At 40.3% G+C, this 18,000-nt stretch carries 20 protein-coding genes and 2 riboswitches; of the genes, 3 read left to right on the forward strand and 17 right to left on the reverse strand.

The window, feature by feature from the left end:
* Positions 1–18: 18 nt before the first annotated feature.
* The 9 genes from MKY71_RS12125 to MKY71_RS12165 form a co-directional block, all read right to left on the reverse strand.
* Entirely contained in the window at positions 19–927 is a 909-nt protein-coding gene (locus tag MKY71_RS12125; protein ID WP_340732774.1) for a glycine betaine ABC transporter substrate-binding protein, read from the reverse strand.
* A gap of 140 nt (positions 928–1,067) precedes the next feature.
* A complete protein-coding gene (locus tag MKY71_RS12130; RefSeq protein WP_340732775.1) occupies positions 1,068–1,982 on the reverse strand; it encodes a glycine betaine ABC transporter substrate-binding protein in 915 nt (304 codons plus the stop codon).
* 197 nt (positions 1,983–2,179) lie between these two features.
* On the reverse strand, positions 2,180–4,543 hold the full coding sequence (locus MKY71_RS12135) for a bifunctional 2',3'-cyclic-nucleotide 2'-phosphodiesterase/3'-nucleotidase (protein WP_340732776.1): 2,364 nt from the start codon (positions 4,541–4,543) through the stop codon (positions 2,180–2,182).
* A 125-nt stretch (positions 4,544–4,668) separates the two neighbouring features.
* Entirely contained in the window at positions 4,669–5,286 is a 618-nt protein-coding gene (gene thiE, locus MKY71_RS12140; RefSeq protein WP_339172284.1) for a thiamine phosphate synthase, read from the reverse strand.
* On the reverse strand, positions 5,270–6,082 hold the full coding sequence (gene thiD / locus MKY71_RS12145) for a bifunctional hydroxymethylpyrimidine kinase/phosphomethylpyrimidine kinase (RefSeq protein ID WP_340732777.1): 813 nt from the start codon (positions 6,080–6,082) through the stop codon (positions 5,270–5,272). Before thiD ends, thiE begins: the two co-directional genes overlap by 17 nt.
* Positions 6,079–6,822, reverse strand: coding sequence for a hydroxyethylthiazole kinase (gene thiM / locus MKY71_RS12150; RefSeq protein WP_339172287.1), 744 nt, complete (start codon positions 6,820–6,822; stop codon positions 6,079–6,081). Before thiM ends, thiD begins: the two co-directional genes overlap by 4 nt.
* Complete coding sequence (gene tenA / locus MKY71_RS12155) at positions 6,800–7,492, reverse strand: thiaminase II (protein ID WP_339172290.1); 693 nt, start codon at positions 7,490–7,492, stop codon at positions 6,800–6,802. The genes thiM and tenA overlap by 23 nt, the downstream gene beginning before the upstream one ends.
* Positions 7,493–7,568: 76 nt before the next feature.
* Positions 7,569–7,667, reverse strand: a riboswitch (TPP riboswitch).
* A gap of 66 nt (positions 7,668–7,733) precedes the next feature.
* Positions 7,734–7,832: riboswitch (TPP riboswitch) on the reverse strand.
* 179 nt (positions 7,833–8,011) lie between these two features.
* Positions 8,012–8,992: an NAD(P)H-dependent flavin oxidoreductase gene (locus MKY71_RS12160; RefSeq protein WP_339172291.1), complete on the reverse strand. Its 981-nt coding sequence runs from the start codon at positions 8,990–8,992 to the stop codon at positions 8,012–8,014.
* Between the two features lie 133 nt (positions 8,993–9,125).
* The gene (locus tag MKY71_RS12165; RefSeq protein ID WP_445683737.1) at positions 9,126–10,382 is read right to left on the reverse strand and encodes a LysM peptidoglycan-binding domain-containing protein; all 1,257 of its coding nucleotides are present in this window, start codon (positions 10,380–10,382) and stop codon (positions 9,126–9,128) included.
* Between the two features lie 202 nt (positions 10,383–10,584).
* Here MKY71_RS12165 and MKY71_RS12170 point away from each other — a divergent pair, with 202 nt between their 5' ends.
* The gene (locus tag MKY71_RS12170) at positions 10,585–11,025 is read left to right on the forward strand and encodes a cell wall hydrolase (protein WP_339172294.1); all 441 of its coding nucleotides are present in this window, start codon (positions 10,585–10,587) and stop codon (positions 11,023–11,025) included.
* A 73-nt stretch (positions 11,026–11,098) separates the two neighbouring features.
* Here the strand turns inward: MKY71_RS12170 and MKY71_RS12175 are convergent, their stop codons facing one another.
* A complete protein-coding gene (locus MKY71_RS12175) occupies positions 11,099–11,305 on the reverse strand; it encodes a hypothetical protein (RefSeq protein WP_339172296.1) in 207 nt (68 codons plus the stop codon).
* A gap of 135 nt (positions 11,306–11,440) precedes the next feature.
* Here MKY71_RS12175 and MKY71_RS12180 point away from each other — a divergent pair, with 135 nt between their 5' ends.
* Positions 11,441–11,602 (forward strand): hypothetical protein, encoded by a 162-nt coding sequence (locus tag MKY71_RS12180; RefSeq protein ID WP_340732778.1) that lies wholly within the window; start codon positions 11,441–11,443, stop codon positions 11,600–11,602.
* Between the two features lie 64 nt (positions 11,603–11,666).
* On the opposite strand, the gene MKY71_RS12185 is transcribed toward MKY71_RS12180, so the two are convergent.
* Positions 11,667–11,819 (reverse strand): YpzG family protein, encoded by a 153-nt coding sequence (locus MKY71_RS12185; RefSeq protein WP_079528172.1) that lies wholly within the window; start codon positions 11,817–11,819, stop codon positions 11,667–11,669.
* Positions 11,820–12,012: 193 nt separating this feature from the next.
* On the opposite strand from MKY71_RS12185, the gene MKY71_RS12190 reads away from it, so the two are divergent.
* Positions 12,013–12,297 carry a hypothetical protein gene (locus MKY71_RS12190; RefSeq protein ID WP_079528174.1) on the forward strand — a complete coding sequence of 95 codons (285 nt, stop codon included), beginning with the start codon at positions 12,013–12,015 and terminating at the stop codon, positions 12,295–12,297.
* Positions 12,298–12,338: 41 nt separating this feature from the next.
* Here MKY71_RS12190 and MKY71_RS12195 read toward each other — a convergent pair whose 3' ends face one another.
* From MKY71_RS12195 to MKY71_RS12220, 6 genes are all read right to left on the reverse strand, one after another.
* Positions 12,339–13,529: a M14 family metallopeptidase gene (locus MKY71_RS12195; protein WP_340732779.1), complete on the reverse strand. Its 1,191-nt coding sequence runs from the start codon at positions 13,527–13,529 to the stop codon at positions 12,339–12,341.
* A gap of 328 nt (positions 13,530–13,857) precedes the next feature.
* A complete protein-coding gene (locus MKY71_RS12200) occupies positions 13,858–14,331 on the reverse strand; it encodes an SMI1/KNR4 family protein (RefSeq protein ID WP_340732780.1) in 474 nt (157 codons plus the stop codon).
* Positions 14,332–14,333: 2 nt separating this feature from the next.
* Positions 14,334–15,143, reverse strand: coding sequence for an ABC transporter ATPase (locus MKY71_RS12205; protein ID WP_340732781.1), 810 nt, complete (start codon positions 15,141–15,143; stop codon positions 14,334–14,336).
* 306 nt (positions 15,144–15,449) lie between these two features.
* A complete protein-coding gene (locus tag MKY71_RS12210; protein WP_340732782.1) occupies positions 15,450–16,508 on the reverse strand; it encodes a YkvI family membrane protein in 1,059 nt (352 codons plus the stop codon).
* 170 nt (positions 16,509–16,678) lie between these two features.
* Positions 16,679–17,329, reverse strand: a complete 651-nt coding sequence (locus MKY71_RS12215) for an SIMPL domain-containing protein (RefSeq protein WP_339172311.1) — start codon at positions 17,327–17,329, stop codon at positions 16,679–16,681.
* Between the two features lie 51 nt (positions 17,330–17,380).
* Positions 17,381–17,998, reverse strand: coding sequence for a precorrin-2 dehydrogenase/sirohydrochlorin ferrochelatase family protein (locus MKY71_RS12220; protein WP_339172314.1), 618 nt, complete (start codon positions 17,996–17,998; stop codon positions 17,381–17,383).
* Positions 17,999–18,000: the final 2 nt, after the last annotated feature.

An 18,000-nucleotide genomic window follows, 5' to 3' on the forward strand; every position in this document is an offset into this window, starting at 1 on the left:
AAGGATTTGATTCATATTTTACTTCTTCGGTTCCAAATCCTCAATTGAATCAATATCCATATAAGCTGGAACGACAAAACCGTTTTGTGTGCCTTTTAAGTTCTCTCCTAAATCTACTATATCTTCCTTGTGCTTTTTGTAAAATGCATCATGTGTTGTTGGAAGTGCCGCAGAAAGAGAGGCGTCTCCCTCACCGGTAGCAATAGCCTGGAACATAATTGCTGGATCAACAGGAATTACATTAACTTCATAGCCTAACTCATTAACCACTTGTTTCATGACACTACTTGATGCTAATTCAGAATCCCATGTAGTAGTAATTAACTTTAATTCTTCCCCGCCCCCTTTTGTAATACCTTCAGTCCATTCATTTACTTTGTCTTCGTTATTTTGAATCCACTCCGCTGCAGCAGTATCAAAATCACTATTTGAAGCTTCAAGCATTACTTGTTCTACATCTTCCGGTTCCCAATGAAATCGATCAAGAACTGTAAACAAATCAGGTAAATCTTCTTCTAACCCTTTTCTTACAAGAGTATTCGTATATTCTTCCCCACCTAAAGCTCCTTTTGGATCATCCAGTATTTTTAAATCATAAGCTGAAAATTTCCAATGGGGCTTCCAACCTGTAACAATAATCGGTTCCTCATTACGGATTGCTTGATCTAAACTACCAATCATACCGGCCGTCGAACTTTCCTGTAATGTCCAACCCTCTAGATTTTCATATTGTTCTAATGCGTCATATGTTAAACCTGTTATTCCAGCACCAGGTTCAATACCAACTATTGTATAGCCCACTTCTTCACCAATACTGATTTCTTTTTCATTTGAATTATCACTGCTTCCTGTATCATCCCCACATGCTGCTAATAACAATGCGGCAGACATCCCTATAGTTAAACCTAAATTTTTAAATCGATTCAAAATGTTTCATCCCCCTACAATCATAATTTATCTACCCTTTAAAGCGACAACTCCAATTTAACTACAGGTTGTTACTCATGTCAAACTGGCGATACGAATTAGTAAAGCCCCGTAAAGAATATTTACGGGGCAAACCTTATCTATTCTTTTGGTTCCAAATCCTCAATTGAATCAATATCCATATAAGCTGGAACGACAAAACCGTTTTGTGTTCCTTCCAGATTTTCACCTAAATCAACAATATCGTCTTTATGTTTGTCATAAAAGGCTTTGTGAGTTGTCGGTAACCATGGTGCGACTGTTACGTCACCTTCACCGGTTGCGATTGACTGGAACATGATGGCCGGATCGACCGGCGTCACTTCAGGTTCATATCCTAAGTCTTCCAAAACGAGTTTTATTACACTGCTTGATGCAAATTCTGAATCCCATGGTGTAGAAATGATTTTTACCTGCTCGCCATTTCCTTGTCCTATATCTTTCGTCCATTCACTTACTTTGTCCTGATTATTTTCAATCCAATCAGCTGCCGCCACATCAAAATCGCCATGATCTTGAGCATCATACATTACTTTCTCCATATCTTCCGGTTCCCAATAGAAGCGGTCAAGCACTGTATATACATCCGGGAGGTCTTGTTCCAAGCCTTTTCTGGCAAGTGTTTGAATATTTTCAGCGCCACCTAGTATTCCTTTAGGATCTTCAAGTATTTTTAAATCGTAAGCCGAGAATTTCCAGTGTGGTGTCCACCCCGTCACAATAACCGGTTCTTCATTCCGGATTGCCTTATCCAATGTACTCAGCATTCCGGCAGTTGAACTTTCCTGTAATGTCCAGCCATCCAGATTTTCATACTGCTCCAATACATCATGTGAAAGGCCTGTCAGACCTGCTCCAGGTTCAGTAGCGACAACCGTATAATTTACTTGTTCCCCAATACTGGCAGCCGACGCGCCTGTTGAATTTTCCTTTGTTTCGGTATTATCTCCGCAAGCAGCGAGTAGAAGTGCTGAAGACACCCCTAAAGTTATACCTACTGTTTTCATTTTATTCATCTTCTCATCCCCTCAATTGAAATTTTTATCTAAAAAAGCAACAACCCCATACTAACAACAGGTTGTTACTATGTCAAATGGATGTATCTGAAAATATTTACTTAGGTTCTTATTGTCCTTACACGTGACTGAACTCCCAAAAATAAAAAACCTGTAGACAGAAGAAGTAAATTCTTCGCCTACAGGCATTTTCATTATTATTTTGTTTTTAAACCATACTTGCCAAAGCCATCTGTACCTTCACCAATATACTTAATAGCGCTGTTTTCATCTAAAACATCCACTGCTTTTTTAGAAGATTCAAATACAACATTTACGCTATCCGGAATCGGAGCGAATTTCCAGTTACCATCTGCTGACGGATCGATTGTTTTTTCGGCTAAAATATAGTCGATAATTGCCTGACGGTTTTCATCAGGATAAATTTCAACCGCTGTTGCATTACGAACACCCGGGAATGAACCGTTTGCACGATAGTTATTCGTCGCTACGATAAATTCCTGTGCCTCATCAATCGGCTTACCGTTATATTGCAGATTGACAATACGTGATGCTTGTTCGTTTACTACATTTCCGTTCTCATCGTATTTTGCCGGTTGTGTTACATCAATTTCATACGTCACACCGTCAATCACATCATAGTTGTATGAACGGTACTCTTCATTGATTAATTGCTGTTCATCTGATTTTGCCACATCAATTTGATTGAACTGACCTGCAGACATTTCCAGCCATTCTTTCACATCCGCACCTGTTACTTTCAACATAGCAAGTGTATTATCGTATAAATATAAATCTGCTACATTTTTAATTGCAAGCTCACCTTTTGGTACAAATGTATAGTATTCCGGATCACTTCTTGTTCCTGCTTTGAATGGGGCACCCGCTGATAGGACAGGAAGGTTTTCATACGCTGTACCTTTCAGCTTTTCTTTCACATAGATTGATTGGGCATCCGTTACAATTTGAATAGAAGGATCATCCTGTACTTGCGAGAAGTAACTGTGAATGTTAGCTGTTGTTGTCCCTACTGCCTGACGCACATACTTGATTGTTCCTTCATGTGCTTCTTTCACACTTTCTACAACCTCAGTGCTTACTGCGTCATTATCTTTGGCGATTTCACGCACCGCGCCAGTACCTGTTGTCACATCCCAAGCATCGTCTTTCTTTTCTAGCTCTAGATCAATGACCCCTAAATGACTGCCGAACTTACCAGCCATAACCATCGGCTTGCCGTTCATTGTTCCTTTTTCAATATCAACATTTGTTATAGAGCTATCCACTTTACCAGGGAAGACACCATGGGCATGTCCTGTAATGATTGCATCCACATCTTCAATTGTAGATAGTAAATACGATACATCCTCTTCGCCTTTTTCGTGTGTAGCATCACCAATACCTGAGTGTGAAAGGACTACGACAACATCCGCTCCTGCTTCTTTCATTTGCGGAACAACTGCTTTAACAGCCTCTACCGAATCATCGACTGTTACTTTTCCTTCTAAATTTGCTTTATCCCATTTCAAAATTTGAGGTGGTACAATACCCGTTACCCCAATATTTATTGTTGTTTTTTCACCGTTTGAATCAACTACTTCTTTTTCAATCATAACGTAAGGTTTATACATTAATTCCTTTGTCGTTGCATTGCGTACATTGGCATTAACATATGGGAATGGCGCATCATCTGTTACTTCATCTAGAAATTCCAAACCGTAGTTAAACTCGTGGTTACCGAATGTCGCTACATCATAATCTAGTGCGATCATAGCTGCAATCGACGGGTGAACTTCGCCGTCTTTTAATTTTGCTACGGACTGAATATAAGAGCCAAGTGGCGTTCCTTGTATTGCATCTCCATTGTCAAACAGCACTGTATTTGGATTTTCTTCACGTGCTTTTTCGATTAGTAGCGCAGTTTTTGCCAAACCTAAACTGTTCGATGGCGTATCTTTGTAATAATCATAGTTCATAATATTTGTGTGAATATCTGTCGTACCTAAAATACGTAGAGAAACCGTCGAATTTGCTTCTACCGGGCTGTATTCTTCCAAAAAGCGCTGCAGAATTTTTTGCATCTGTGCTTTTGTTACAAAATCGTTCGGGCGGATCGTGCCGTCTTCAAAACCTGTCAGTAATCCTGTCCCTACTGCTTTGGCCATTTCCTGGCGATTGCCTTGTCCGATTTTGTTTGCATCTTTAAACTGATCCAATACCTTTTCAGAATATGTTTCCTCATCTTGTAATCCTCTTGCCGCAATAAGAAAAGCATGTGTGCGTGTCAGTTTTTCGTTCGGTGCAAATTTAGTTGGAGTTTTTCCTTTGATTAACTTTAATTCCACCGCTTTTTCAATATACGGTTTAAGAGAATCAGGTACATCCTGGAATTTTACAGTTTGTCCAGTACCGACCTCTACTCCCAATGCATCAATTACGGCCTTCACAAACTCTCCACGTGTCATATCTTCATTCGTAGTTGTTGGTGCCGCTGAAACTGCTGACATGCCGCTTGCTAAAAGTGTTAGCGTTAAGGCCGAAGCAGATAGTTTTTTCAACATTTCTTTCACTCCCATATTCTGTAGTGTATAACAGAACTATCATACTAAATTGACAGAATAGTGGAAAAGAGTATTTTGATATAGGCTGCCTCTATTTAAATAGTACTTTTATGACATATTTTAACTTACAGTATATTTACGGTTTCTTTTATATTATTACTTTGACTGATTGCTGAAATAACAGCCACGCCATTTGCTCCTGTTTGTCTTACACGGAAACTGTTTTCAGGGGAAATTCCGCCAATTGCTACAATCGGAAATTGAGGGTACCGAGACTTCACTTCTTCTAATAACATCAGCCCTACCGGTGCTCTCGCATCATCTTTTGAGGTAGTTTGATAAATTGGACCAATCCCCGCATAATCAGCGCCGTTTTCCATGGCCAATTCCAGTTGCTCCATTGTATGCACCGAAACTCCGACAATCTTATTTTTTGCAAGTGATCTAAACTTTTCGATTTTGATATCTTCCTGTCCTACATGAATTCCATCTGCATCTAAGTTTAATGCAAGTTCGACATCATCATTGATAATGAACGGTACTTTATATATTTGGCACAGCTTTTGGCATTGCCGGGCAAATTGAATGTACTCATCACCTTTTAAAGCATTTTCACCTTTTTCCCTCAGCTGGAACATCGTAACTCCTGCCTGTAGCGCCTCTTCTAAAACAAGGAGCGGGTCGCGTTTACAATTGATTGTTCCCATAACAAAATACTTATTTAAATCAAAAAACATGGACATTGCACAACCCCCGCTGTTCATGATAAGCAAAATGATTTGTCGGGCCAAAGCCGTGACCAATATTGAGCGGATGACGAATAGCCAGTTGCACATATTTTTTCGCTTCTATAATGGCTGCCTCTATCGATCTTCCTTTTGCCATCTCCGCCGTGATTGCTGCGGAAAATGTACAGCCTGTTCCATGCGTATGCTTCGTATCCACTCGCTCTGTTTTCATTTTAAATGGTTGTTCCCCGCGAATGAAAACCGTATCTGTCGCATGCTTACCGCTTAAGTGACCACCTTTAATGACTACACATTCCAGTCCTAGACTTAAGAGATGCTGTGCCGCTGAATTAATATCTTCTTCAGTTTGAATTGTATAGCCAGTCAGAATTTCCGCTTCCGGAATGTTCGGTGTACAAACAGTTGCAAGCGGCAATAACTTTTCTTTAAGGGCTGTTGTTGCCTGCTGCTCGAGTAAACTGGCACCTCCCTTTGCAATCATGACTGGGTCAACAATTATCGGAATTGTTGTTTCTTTAAGCTGCGCGACTATCGCCTCGATAATTTCTGCACTAAACAGCATACCTGTTTTAATTGCTTTTATATCAAAATCTTGAAGTACCGCTTTTAACTGAGCTTGCACGAAATCAGGAGTTGTCGGAAAAATCCCGTGCACGCCTTCCGTGTTTTGTGCGGTTAGTGCGGTAATGACCGATGTACCAAATACACGTAATTCCTGAAACGTTTTCAAGTCTGCTTGAATGCCTGCACCGCCACCGCTATCTGAGCCTGCAATTGTACATGTAATCATCGTCGTCCCTCCGCTAAAAGTTCTAGTTCATTCAAGAAGTTAGTATGGAAAGTTCCTATAGCTGCAACAGAATTGGCACTCGCCTGTTTATATTCATTGAGCAGAGTTTGTAAGTCATTAAACGGTTCTTTACTGTTTGCAAGCACCGCAGCACAAAAGGCACTCAATAAGCAGCCGCTCCCAGTCATTTTTGTCACTTTTTCATGACCACCCGTTACAAATTCAACTCTTTCCCCATCCGTAATCACATCTTGTTCTCCTGTAACGATTACAATAGATTGATAGTGATTCGCCAGCTGTTTGGCCGTCGCTGCAACATCGATATGTCCATTACCGCTATCAACACCTTTGGAAGTCCAATCCGCTCCCGCAAGAGCCGCCAATTCTCCAATATTGCAGCGGATAACATCAATCTTTAGAAGATAGAGCAATTGTCGTGCTGTCTCAATTCGAAACTTTGTTGCCCCTACTCCTACTGGATCCAGAACAACCGGAGTATGATGCTTATTTGCGCTAAATCCTGCTTCCTTCATCGATGCTACTGTCCGTTCATTCAAAGTACCCAAATTTAAAAGTAATGCACTTGACTGAGCAGCCATTTCTCCCGCTTCTTCGATCGCATCCGCCATTACCGGTGAGGCACCTACCGCAAGCAAACCATTCGCTGTAAAATTTGCGACGACATAATTTGTAATGCAATGTACTAACGGCTGATTTTTATGAATTGCTTGCAGGCTCATTGACATACACCCCTTGTTCCCAGTTTTGCTTCGTCCAAGGCATCTCCCAAAACATCCATTCGTAATAACAGCTTTTCTTAAAATGTTCCTGCAAGACTTTTACCTTTGCTGGTTGTTCTTTCGCATATCGATCCAGCATTGACTTTTGTATTTCAATATTTTGTAGCATCTCCTCGGACGCATAGAGTGCAATCCATTGTTCATAAAGGGGGACATTCGGACGTGCATCTTTTAACCTTTGCCCAATTTCCTGATACAGCCACGGGCAAGGTAAAATTGCCGCAAATGCTTCAGCTACATCTCCGTTATGCACCGCATTATACATATGGCTTACATAGTTATAGGCTGCTGGAGCCGCTTCGAATTGCTCCAAATCATCCGCTGTCACGCCTAATTCTTTAAACGTTGTACGATGCAACTCCAACTCTGCGTCATGAATAAATTTTGCTGTTTGCAGAAAATATTGAACATCGTCATCCGTAGTCGCTTTTGCAGCTGCAAGAGCAAGAACTTTCGTATAATGTTTTAAATAATATGCATCCTGCAGCATATAAAACTTAAACTTCTCCAGCGGTAAACTTCCATCTGCAATCCCTTGTACAAATGGATGATAGAAGCTAGCCTCCCAATAAAAATCCGTTTCTTTCCTTACCTTTTCACAAAATCCCATTGTTACTCCTCCTTTTTGTTGGCGGAAGCACAAAAAAAGACGCCTCTATATAGAGAGACGTCCCCAAAAAGTGTAAGTACCACTTTTCATTGCTCCCTACGTCCGTATTAACGGCCAGGTTCCAAGGGTCAGGTTTTAACCTTCTCAACACTACTGTGTCCCCCCGCAAATCAAATGCGTGTATATTTGCAAAAGAAAGACTCCACGTAAAGGATACGCGGAGTCAAAGTAAGTACATATGTATAGCGTGTACTTTGCTCCCTACGTCCGTATTAACGGCCAGGTTCTAAGGGTCAGGTTTTAACCTTCTCAACACTGCTGTGTCCCCCCGCAAATGCATTTAATTACCCAGAGTGTAACAAATTAATTCAACCCGGGCAAGGGAATTCGAAAAATTATGAAATTACTACTATATTTAGGGAATCATTCCAGAAAGTAAAGCTATTTTTAGTGCTCAGAAAAAAACGCTATTTCCCCTTAGAGAAAATAGCATCTTTGTTTTACCGCAATCGACGTTGACTATTGTAAATGGGCTACTGTCGATCGTTTACCAGTCATTTCTTGATAAGCCTGCGCATATTCCTCAGCCAGTTTATCAACATATTGCTGGGTAGAGGTAATCTCTTTAATTGCACCAATTCCTTGCCCGCTTCCCCAAATATCTTTCCAGGCTTTTGCGTTATTATCGTTAAAGTTCATCGCAGAAGGATCACTTTCTTTGAGATTATTTGGATCCATCCCCGCATTCATAATAGAGCCTTTCAAATAATTTCCGTGGATTCCTGTAAATAAATTACTGTATATAATATCCTCTGCTGTACTATCCACAATCATCTGTTTATATTCTTGACGCGCAAAAGCTTCTTCCGTCGCGATAAATGGTGAGCCAATATAGCCGAAATCAGCACCCATCGCCTGTGCTGCCAATACGGAATGGCCTCGTGCGATGGATCCTGATAAAGCTAACGGTCCGTCAAACCATTCGCGGATTTCCTGTATAAGCGCAAATGGACTCTGCTGACCGGCATGGCCTCCTGCACCTGCTGCTACTGCAATGATACCGTCCGCACCTTTTTGAATCGCTTTTTTTGCAAAATAATTGTTGATGACATCATGGAAAACAATGCCTCCATAACTATGCGCTGCCTCAAAAACTTCTTCGCGTGCCCCAAGTGAAGTAATAATAAGCGGAACTTTATATTTCACACAAAGCTCCATATCCTGTTCCAGGCGGTCATTTGTTTTATGAACAATCTGGTTAATGGCAAATGGCGCTGCCGGCCGATCCGGATTTTTGGCATTATAGCTTGCCAACTCCTCTGTAATTTCAGCTAACCATTCATCTAGCTGGCTTGCCGGCCTTGCGTTCAGCGCTGGCATCGACCCGACAATTCCTGCCTTGCATTGCGCAATGACCAATTTTGGATTGCTAATAATAAACAACGGTGCCCCAATTACTGGGATTCGTAAGTTTTGTAAGATTTCCGGAACATTCCCCATCAATAATCCCCCTTTTCTTCAGCTACTACTAATACTTCATCAATATTGACCAAATCTCCTTCTTAAATAGATGACAATCAAAAAAGTCAGATGAATAGTTTTTGATTTCATCTGACCATCTATGCTGCTTTTTCTATTTCTTCACCACATTAAAATTAGCCCCGATAAGCTGCCAGTTTTGCGGGAATGGCAATCCTAACTTCCAATAGCCAACACCGCGCAAATTCAAGCGCTTTACTAAATCAAACTTCGCCTGAATGGAACGTGCATCCTCAAACCAGACAATATGTGAACGGCCTTGCTCATCATAGTAATTAAAGTATGGGGCCTGTGCAGTAATGTCAAATTGGATAGCCGCATTGTAACGTTTTGCTACTTCAATAGCTCGTTGAGGACTTATTGCTTCTGCGTAATCTCCGCCTTGGACAAAAGGTAATGTCCAATCGTAGCCATACAAATTTTGCCCCAATAAAATTTTACTCGCAGGAATTTCTGTTAAAGCGTATTGTACTACTTGTTCGACTTGTGGCAGTGGAGAAACGGCCATTGGAGGTCCTGCAGAATACCCCCATTCATATGTCATGAGCATAACAAAATCCACTATTTCGCCATGTGCTTTATAGTCATGCCCCATAAACCATTCCCCGGGCTGATCCGCTCTCGTTTTGGGAGCCAATGCGGTAGAAACCGTATATCCTTCCGCATGCAACCGCTCGACAGCTCTTCGAAGAAAGTTATTATAAGCTTCCCGCTGGTCACGTGATATACGTTCAAAATCAAAATGGATATCCGAAATATTCCCGATGCGTTTTGCTTCTGCTATGATATTGTCCAGCAATAAATTTTGGACCGCGACACTTTGAAAAATATCCCGGGCAAGCTCAGCGCTAAACTGATAATCTTCGAGATTGGTAATCGCCATTGCTATACTTGTTTTCTCTTGTTCAGCGATCTCGGGTAAAGGATTAATGGTCGGTGCTTTTATTGAACCATCCCGACTCACCTCATAACTGAATACAGCTAAGTACGTTAAGTAAGGGTTTGCCTCACGAACTTGATCCAGCAGCATTTCATTTATTTCATTGCCTCTTGGTTCTACATATGCCAAAATTTCTGCAGACCTTTTGGATGGTTCCGGTATATACAATGAGGTGCCAATCATTAGCAACGCATCCGGACTCAACCCATTTGCTTGCGCGAGCGTTGTATAATTCACTTGAAACCGTTGACCAATAGACCATAAACTATCCCCTGGCTGTACAATATAGTATTGCCCTTTCAGTGGAACGACCAATGCTTGCCCGATCACTAACCGCGCGGGCTCCGTAATTTGGTTTGCTTCCACTATACTTTGCACTGTTGTTCCATAAAACTGTGCGATTGCCCACAATGATTCTCCCGGTTGTACAACATGAATTTGAATTGTCCGTCCTCCTTTTTCTATGTACTAATTTATGAACTATATCCCGTGTTAATGCGGAAAGATAGGTTAGAAATACATAAGTTATCACAAGAAATAATTTTAAATGATTTCAATTATTCATATGAGCACCTGGGTTAACTGTTTCATACTATAGTTGTGAGGTGAAAAAATGCCAAGAGTTAAATACCGGGATGCCGATGTTGATTTAATCGCTCGAATGATGCGGGCCGAGGCGGAAGGCGAAGGAAAACAAGGGATGCTGTACGTGGGAAATGTAATTGTGAACCGTGCTATTGCCACATGCCTGGACTTTAATGATGTGAGAACGATTGAACAGGTTATTTTCCAAGTACAGGGCAATAACTATTCTTTTGAGGCGGTACAAAAAGGGAATATGTTTTATCAAAGGGCCAGAGAGACAGAACGGAAATTGGCAAAACAAGTGCTAGACTATTGGAGAGAACATCCAGCAAAATATGCACTTTGGTATTTCAACCCATATGGTCCTTGTCCGCCAACATGGTATGGTCAACCATTTACAGGGCAATTTAAACAGCATTGCTTCTATGAACCGATAGGTGGTACATGTGACAGTGTTTATCAGGGCTAATTGTCATCATTGCCCAAATATATAAGAAGAGCCTTGCACAAATTATGTGACAAGGCTTTTCTTGCTTTAACAACTATTTATTTTTATTTGATTGCTGGTTTTTATCATGGTTTGTTTTATTGTTTTTATTTTTTAATTTTGAATCGAATTCTTCCGAAAATTCCGCTGTATTATCTTCCGGATTCCGATTGTGACTTGTTGTATTTCGGTGTAATTCTTTATAAGTTGAAAAAGGATTATGTGTGCGTGTATTCATCGTCTCTTTGCTGTTTTTGCTCATATTTCATCACCTCCTACTGCCTTAATGTGCTCAGGTTAGGATGTTTTATGCTTTTTAAGGCTGGCACGATTTTTGTAATGAAAAATTGCTGGAAAGCCATATTAAGAAGGAATCAAAATTGAAAGGAGCATATTAATGGGCAGAGATGATAGTAAGAGTAAAGGAACGAATAAACAATCATTACCGCAAACACCGAAAGACATGAAAATTGCACCTAATAAAGTAAAGGAAGAAATTGCAAATGAGCTAACGGAGCTTCATCAGCAAGCTCAAAAAGGGAAACGAAAATCGTATTGAGATAAAAATGGCCTTCATCACAGTATGTACTGTAATGAAGGCCTGATTTACTTCAAGACAAAGGTTAGAACTGTCTCGCTTTCGCATTAATTCTCAAAATCTGGTTGTTCAAAGTTACCTCTGTTTCCCCTTTGATTTGAGATTTTTGATGCTTATCGCTCGTCCAGTTATGGTGGATTTTCTTAGATTTTGGATCTGTGAAACCCTTCTTATCCATTCGTTCCGCCTCCCTATGTTTAAAAGTGAATCAATATAAGTATGGCTTTTTTTGCTATCGTTATTCCCTACATAGATAAAAATTGATGGTGCCAGTCCTAACAATTTCGAATTTCTTCCGCGTATGGAATCATTGCATCCACCAATACTAAAAGTGTGAATCAGTCAATTCTCTTTGGAAAGGATGAGGAACAATGGCTAAGAAAAGTTCAGGTACACCTAGCTGGAAACAAAATCACCCGATTACTTTATTATCCAACTCCGTTGAACGAACAGAACGTGCAGTAAAGCAGGCAATGTCCCACCCGGAAGAGTTTGCCGTTGAACATGCATTCAATTCAATGGAGCGTACCGAAAATGCGCTTGCCAATGCATTGCAAAGACAGGAGCATTTGGATATTGTCGAGCAAAATATATCCAAACTAGACGAGCTAAAGCAAAGCATCCTGGAAATTGATGAAAGCTTGAAGGATTCATAAAAGTTCCCCCGTTACATCTATGGACGTAACGGGGACTTTCTTTACATATAAAGTGCACTTAAAAAAATCCCTAAAGCTTCTTCATATATTTCACCAAATTGGCTAATTGGCAATGGGTTCGTTCCTAGTCCCAGTTCAACTGTAAAACCGGGACGGCGCCAATCTTGAATAAACCAGTCTTTATACCCCGCATAGCTTTCAATTGTCTGCACCGGCTCATATCCGCTTACCCGCGCAAATTCATTGACAAGCACTTCTGTTTCAGGCGGTTCCAATCCCATGAATCCCCAATAAATAACTTTCCCTTGTGTATGGAAGGCCAACACGCGCGAGAAATCCCGTTCAACAGTCAGTTCGGCCATTGCGATGGATTCCGGTTCGGATAGCGGACTTTCCCCACCATAGTCCCGGGGCCCTGGTGTTTTCGGGTTTCTCTCTCTTTCTCGCTCCCATTCGGCAGGGAACTGGTCGTTCAGATCAACCCCATTAATATTCGCTTTCCACCCAGAGAAATCTGTACTGCCGCCATTCCACTCGATAAGCTTATTGCGGATACTTTCATCCTCCGGAGGTCCGTTCAGCACTAAATCCACTCCGTCCGGATTTACCATAGGTACAATATTTAAATTCATCTGATTATACAATGGCAATGTATAAAGCCCTCGTATTGCACCATTATTCGTAAGCGACAGGAGATAGTCATTAAGAAATGTCATCACTACCGGTGTCGTAATCCACTCATTGGCATGAAAAGAAGCATTAAAATGCACACGTTTCTGCCCGTTCCCAATCGTGAGCCCCGGAATTTCTTTATTTAATACAGAATTGCCAATCGGGTCATGAAAGATAAACGGATAGATTGTCTGCAATGACCGAATATCCTGAACCATCGTCCTGTAATCGTAATCCTGTTCTCCGTTCACAACTCTCCATGTCACACGAACAGGCAACAGCAGCCTGAGACCGACTTGAAGTACATATGGACTGAGTACCGGATTTAGCAGAAAAAGCGCATCCATCGGCATATTGATTCTTTGTGCAATCGACCAAATCGTATCTCCACGTTGAACTGTATATGGATTTGTCACATAACCGGGAATCTGAACGGGTTGGTTTGGCATGAGTGCCTGTGTATTCAAATTCCGGTTTGAGTCAAGTATCAGCTGAAAAGGAACATTAAAAACCTGGCTGTAATACCAAAAGGAATCACCCGGTCTTACGAAAATTTCCACAAAGCTCCTCCCTCAATAAAATCTTCAATAGGAAAGTATATGAATGCGGCGGGAGATTATTAACCGGGTAGAAGATACTCACTGTTTGTTTCAAAATACGGTACTAGGTAACCCTCTACAAAAAGAAACCTTGAAAGGCATAAAGCCAGTCAAGGTATGATAAGCTATGAATTTCATAGAATCTTTTTAAATTGTTCAATACAAAAATTTCTCACAAAAAAATAAAAAGCACTTGTTGTCTATAGTAGACAATCAAGTGCTTGAGGTTAATTAAATAAGTGTGACTACTTACTGGCATTCTATCAAGAGTTAGAATCTACCAAAAAGTCTATTCTGTTAACATATTTAGAAATTCTTCAAAGCTATTACTTACAATATATGTTATAGGATTTAAATCTGAAGACTCTTCATGATTCCAAACGCATACAACAGGCTCTTCAACATTGATACGATAGTCTAAACAAACAAAGTCACCTGCAAATAAAACAGCTATTGGTAGCAGTTCAGTACCTACTAAATTTTCATCAAAAACAATTCTTTCGTCTAGTTGAGTTCTAACTACTCCTATATCGTAATACTCATCATCTCTTTCCCCGGTTACTTTTAAAATACATAAAAACCTATCAATCGCATAAACATGGCTATTACACTTAAAACTATCCTTTATAGGAGTACCACCATTATATTTTTTTATAAATTCTTTATACGTTTCTGGTAAACTTATTCTCCACTTACCTTCCTTTTCAGAAAGTAAAGTATCGTCCGGCAAGGGATAAATTATTGATCCATCCTTAAATTCCATTTCTATACCTCCTCAATATTATTATCTTGGAGCGTCGGCCTTGTTTGGGACGTTTTGACTGCTCTTTCCGTGTTCAGATAACCGTTTATATCAAAATTGAAGTTTTTAAATCTTATTTTGCAATATAGTATGACAAGCTGCTCCGGCAGTACGAAAATGAGTGTATAAAATATGCCAAAAGGCAAAAAGACAAGCGTGATGGTTTCATACAAATCGGGTGAACCGATTTTCACAACAAATTGGATAAGAAAAACAAATGCCGCACTGCCGATGATTGCAATCGGAATATAGGATTTCGTTTCAAATTTACCACGCATTTCTTCGCTTCTTGATCCTGTCCGGTAATGCCCTTTTTTAAGAAGTAAATAAAAGCGGATCCACGTAGCAATTAACAATACACCTGCAATTGAAAGTGTAATCCATGTTAAATTTAGTAGCGATTCAACTGTTGCAGCGTCCTGTTCCCCTAAAAGAAATAACGGCGCAAGGAATAAAAATACAGAAAAATTTTGTGTCATAATAATCGACAGGAAGTACTGCAGCTTCTCCATCTTATTAAAAACGACAGGAAGAGCGAATAGAAGGGACAATAAAATAATGATTCCTGTAAGCCACATATGAATTGTTTTAATACTTTCGAAATTTGGATAGATTGTGTATTTACCTGCAATATTATAAGTTAGATAGAAAAATAGTGCCTGCAGGAAAATGCCTAATACAAGCACAGATGCCAACGAATTCGGACTTTGTCTACCAGACTCCAGCGGTCCTCGTAATACTGCGAAATCTTGTTCTGATAGTTTTTTTAGCATGCGTGAAAACCTCCATTTCATCTCAATACTATATAACCTTAATTATTCAGGTCAATACGGATTCGACAAAAGAGGGAGTTTATACTAAGTATTAAATTTTAAATAAGTAAACAATCTCATTTATGTATCTTCATTTTGAAAAAAATTAATAACCTATGTCCTTTCATTTTCCAAGGAAATCAAAGTAAGTTCTTACCCTTGAATTACTTAACGGCAAATTCAGAACTCACTTCGACATCTTGGTATTGTTAGCCCCTGAAATTAACTTAAGGTCTATCTGGCAATCTTGCAGCTCTTAAGGAAGTTTCAACTTACGTTCCGATTACTCGATTTAAATAATGCTGAAATTAAAATACATAGTATTAGCCCTATACCTAAATATCCCATTACGACATACAGCTTACTAATCAGCGTTGTAAAGCCGACTAAACTAATCGCAAAGCCAACGATGCATAGCAAATTGACCGTAACCTTAAATGCAAAACGGTCCGGTTTTACAATTCGTACAGCCAATATATACAGGGTTCCTACAGCAGTACTGTAAATCATCGCCAGCAGCACGAAGGACATGATGATTCCTACAGCAGGATGAATTTGTTTTGCAAGTTCCAGTGTCGGCATTTCCACACCTGCCACAATATCCATTTTGACAAATAAGGCAATATTGATGAGCAATATAAGCAAACCTAGAAAAATGCCCCCTAAAGCACCTCCTATTCTTGCAACCTTTCTATTTGGAGCCGTGCCCCCCATCACAATAAGCATTGCCGCACCACCCGCAATATTGTACGAAACATATATGACAGCACCAGAAAACCAGTGCGGTGTTGCAGAAGGCTGACTTTTTGCGATTGCATTAAGCTCACTTATCGGATAATTCATCGTAAACAATGAATAGATTAAAAGGATAAAAATGATACCAAGTAAATAAGGCATGAGCGCCGCCAACATTTTAATGATACTTTCCGCATTGAGCATCAGTGTCACTACGACGAGCAGCGCCATTAATAAGCTGCCGACCGATGCATCCATACTGTACATCTGATTGAATGTAGAGCCTGCTCCAGCCAGCATAACAACCGCAATGCCGAACAGCACAAAGGAAATCATCTGATCCAGTACCGGACCAAAAAAGCGTCCACCAATAAAATGAATACCTTCCTTATGGGAAGTCGTCTGCAAATCCGAACCAATCTGTGCAAGCGTCATCCCCAACATCGTAAAAATAATCGTTGCTACAATACATCCAAACACACTCATTAACCCAAAGCTTGTAAAGTACTGCATAATCTCCTGTCCCGAAGCAAAACCTGCACCGACAACTAAACTGACAAACGCCCCTGCAATTTGAATACTCTTTTTCAATTCGCACCTTCTTTATATTTCTATTTATCATAGATACTTTATGTACAGGCAGGTAGAAAACATGCTTGAATATAAAAAGAAGAGATTCAAAGTGAAAATAAATGCAATAAAAAATACCTTAACCGCTATTTTCTAGACGGTTAAAGTATTATTGAATGGAATATAGTTTTCTAATAACTAAACTTTACACGAACTGATGCGCTTACTGTCATCGTTCCAGGTTCAATCGGTGTCACTACCCGTTGGCTGCTTAACTGCATCGCCTTGTACGGAACCGGAGCAATCGTTTGCTCTTCGACTATTTCCACCGGCACCATGTGTAATGTAACACCCATCGTTTTTGCCATGGCTGTTGCTTTCCCCACGGCATCGATCAGAGCGAACTGAAGTGCCTGCCGGTAATAAACATCTGTATCCGTAATTTTAAACTCGATAGCTGATACATTGTTTGCCCCATTTTGAATTGCCGTGTCAATTGCCGTACCTACTTGACCAATATCGTCTATTTTTACTGTTATGGCGTTTTGTACTTCGTAGCCCCTTAGCACCTGTCTCCCATCTATGAAATCATAGTTTGGAAAGATATTGTAAGCAGTCGTCTGAATCGATTCTTTTGGAATCTTTAAAGCCATTAGTGAGTCTATGACACGATTCATAATGACCGCATTTTCCCGCTGGATCGCGCTGACATCTTTCCCTTGCGTCCGAACTTCAATTTGTACTTGCGCATAATCAGGCTGAGCAACGATTTCACCAGTCCCTGTAACGGTCATTTCCCGGGTGTTAGTGACTGGTTGAAACATCATTTGTTGGTGATACAAGAGCTTCCACCTTTCCTTTAACTCATTTTCCTATCTTATGCGATATCTCGTTCAAATGCCGTTCTCTGCCGCAAGCAGATTTCTTAAAAACATTGTTCGCATATGTGAATCGGTCTGATAATAATCTTCCAAACACTCTGCAAGCAGAAATCGCTTCTGTTCCTTTGTAAATTGACCCGCTTTTACCAATTGCCGGACTTCCTTTAAAAATAATAAGTAATCCGGTTCAAGCCCATCCACAATTGCTGCGAAGTCATCCCGCAGATTTTTGGCAAGAATCGGGCTAATACCACTCGTCGTCACTGCGATCGTAATTTCATTTTTCTCATACATTGCCGGAAAATGAAACGAACTATTTGCAGAATCATCGACAATATTAATGAGCTGATTGGGGTGGCAGCTTTCTTTAACCAGTTGATTTACCGCTGTATCATTTGTAGCGGCAATGACGAGAAGTGCGTCTTGTACATCACAAGTTTGAAACGATTTTGCAATATGCTCGATTTCACCATTTTTAACAAAGGCATGCAAACGTTCCTCAAGCACTGGACTTACGACTGTAATATTCGGTTGGAAGCGTAATAACGACTCGATCCGCTTAGCAGCGATTTTTCCTCCTCCTATTACAATCACTTTTTTATCTCTTATGTTGACCATCATCGGAAACATCG

The organism is Solibacillus sp. FSL W7-1324, from assembly GCF_038008025.1.
Taxonomy (GTDB): domain Bacteria; phylum Bacillota; class Bacilli; order Bacillales_A; family Planococcaceae; genus Solibacillus.

Excerpts from the sequence above, each read along its gene's own strand:
- MKY71_RS12130 (WP_340732775.1), bottom strand. The coding sequence starts at position 1,982 with ATGAATAAAATGAAAACAGTAGGTATAACTTTAGGGGTGTCTTCAGCA.
- MKY71_RS12135 (WP_340732776.1), bottom strand. The coding sequence starts at position 4,543 with ATGTTGAAAAAACTATCTGCTTCGGCCTTAACGCTAACACTTTTAGCA.
- thiE (WP_339172284.1), bottom strand. The coding sequence starts at position 5,286 with ATGTCCATGTTTTTTGATTTAAATAAGTATTTTGTTATGGGAACAATC.
- thiD (WP_340732777.1), bottom strand. The coding sequence starts at position 6,082 with ATGATTACATGTACAATTGCAGGCTCAGATAGCGGTGGCGGTGCAGGC.
- thiM (WP_339172287.1), bottom strand. The coding sequence starts at position 6,822 with ATGAGCCTGCAAGCAATTCATAAAAATCAGCCGTTAGTACATTGCATT.
- tenA (WP_339172290.1), bottom strand. The coding sequence starts at position 7,492 with ATGGGATTTTGTGAAAAGGTAAGGAAAGAAACGGATTTTTATTGGGAG.
- MKY71_RS12160 (WP_339172291.1), bottom strand. The coding sequence starts at position 8,992 with ATGGGGAATGTTCCGGAAATCTTACAAAACTTACGAATCCCAGTAATT.
- MKY71_RS12170 (WP_339172294.1), top strand. The coding sequence starts at position 10,585 with ATGCCAAGAGTTAAATACCGGGATGCCGATGTTGATTTAATCGCTCGA.
- MKY71_RS12175 (WP_339172296.1), bottom strand. The coding sequence starts at position 11,305 with ATGAGCAAAAACAGCAAAGAGACGATGAATACACGCACACATAATCCT.
- MKY71_RS12180 (WP_340732778.1), top strand. The coding sequence starts at position 11,441 with ATGGGCAGAGATGATAGTAAGAGTAAAGGAACGAATAAACAATCATTA.
- MKY71_RS12185 (WP_079528172.1), bottom strand. The coding sequence starts at position 11,819 with ATGGATAAGAAGGGTTTCACAGATCCAAAATCTAAGAAAATCCACCAT.
- MKY71_RS12190 (WP_079528174.1), top strand. The coding sequence starts at position 12,013 with ATGGCTAAGAAAAGTTCAGGTACACCTAGCTGGAAACAAAATCACCCG.
- MKY71_RS12200 (WP_340732780.1), bottom strand. The coding sequence starts at position 14,331 with ATGGAATTTAAGGATGGATCAATAATTTATCCCTTGCCGGACGATACT.
- MKY71_RS12205 (WP_340732781.1), bottom strand. The coding sequence starts at position 15,143 with ATGCTAAAAAAACTATCAGAACAAGATTTCGCAGTATTACGAGGACCG.
- MKY71_RS12220 (WP_339172314.1), bottom strand. The coding sequence starts at position 17,998 with ATGTTTCCGATGATGGTCAACATAAGAGATAAAAAAGTGATTGTAATA.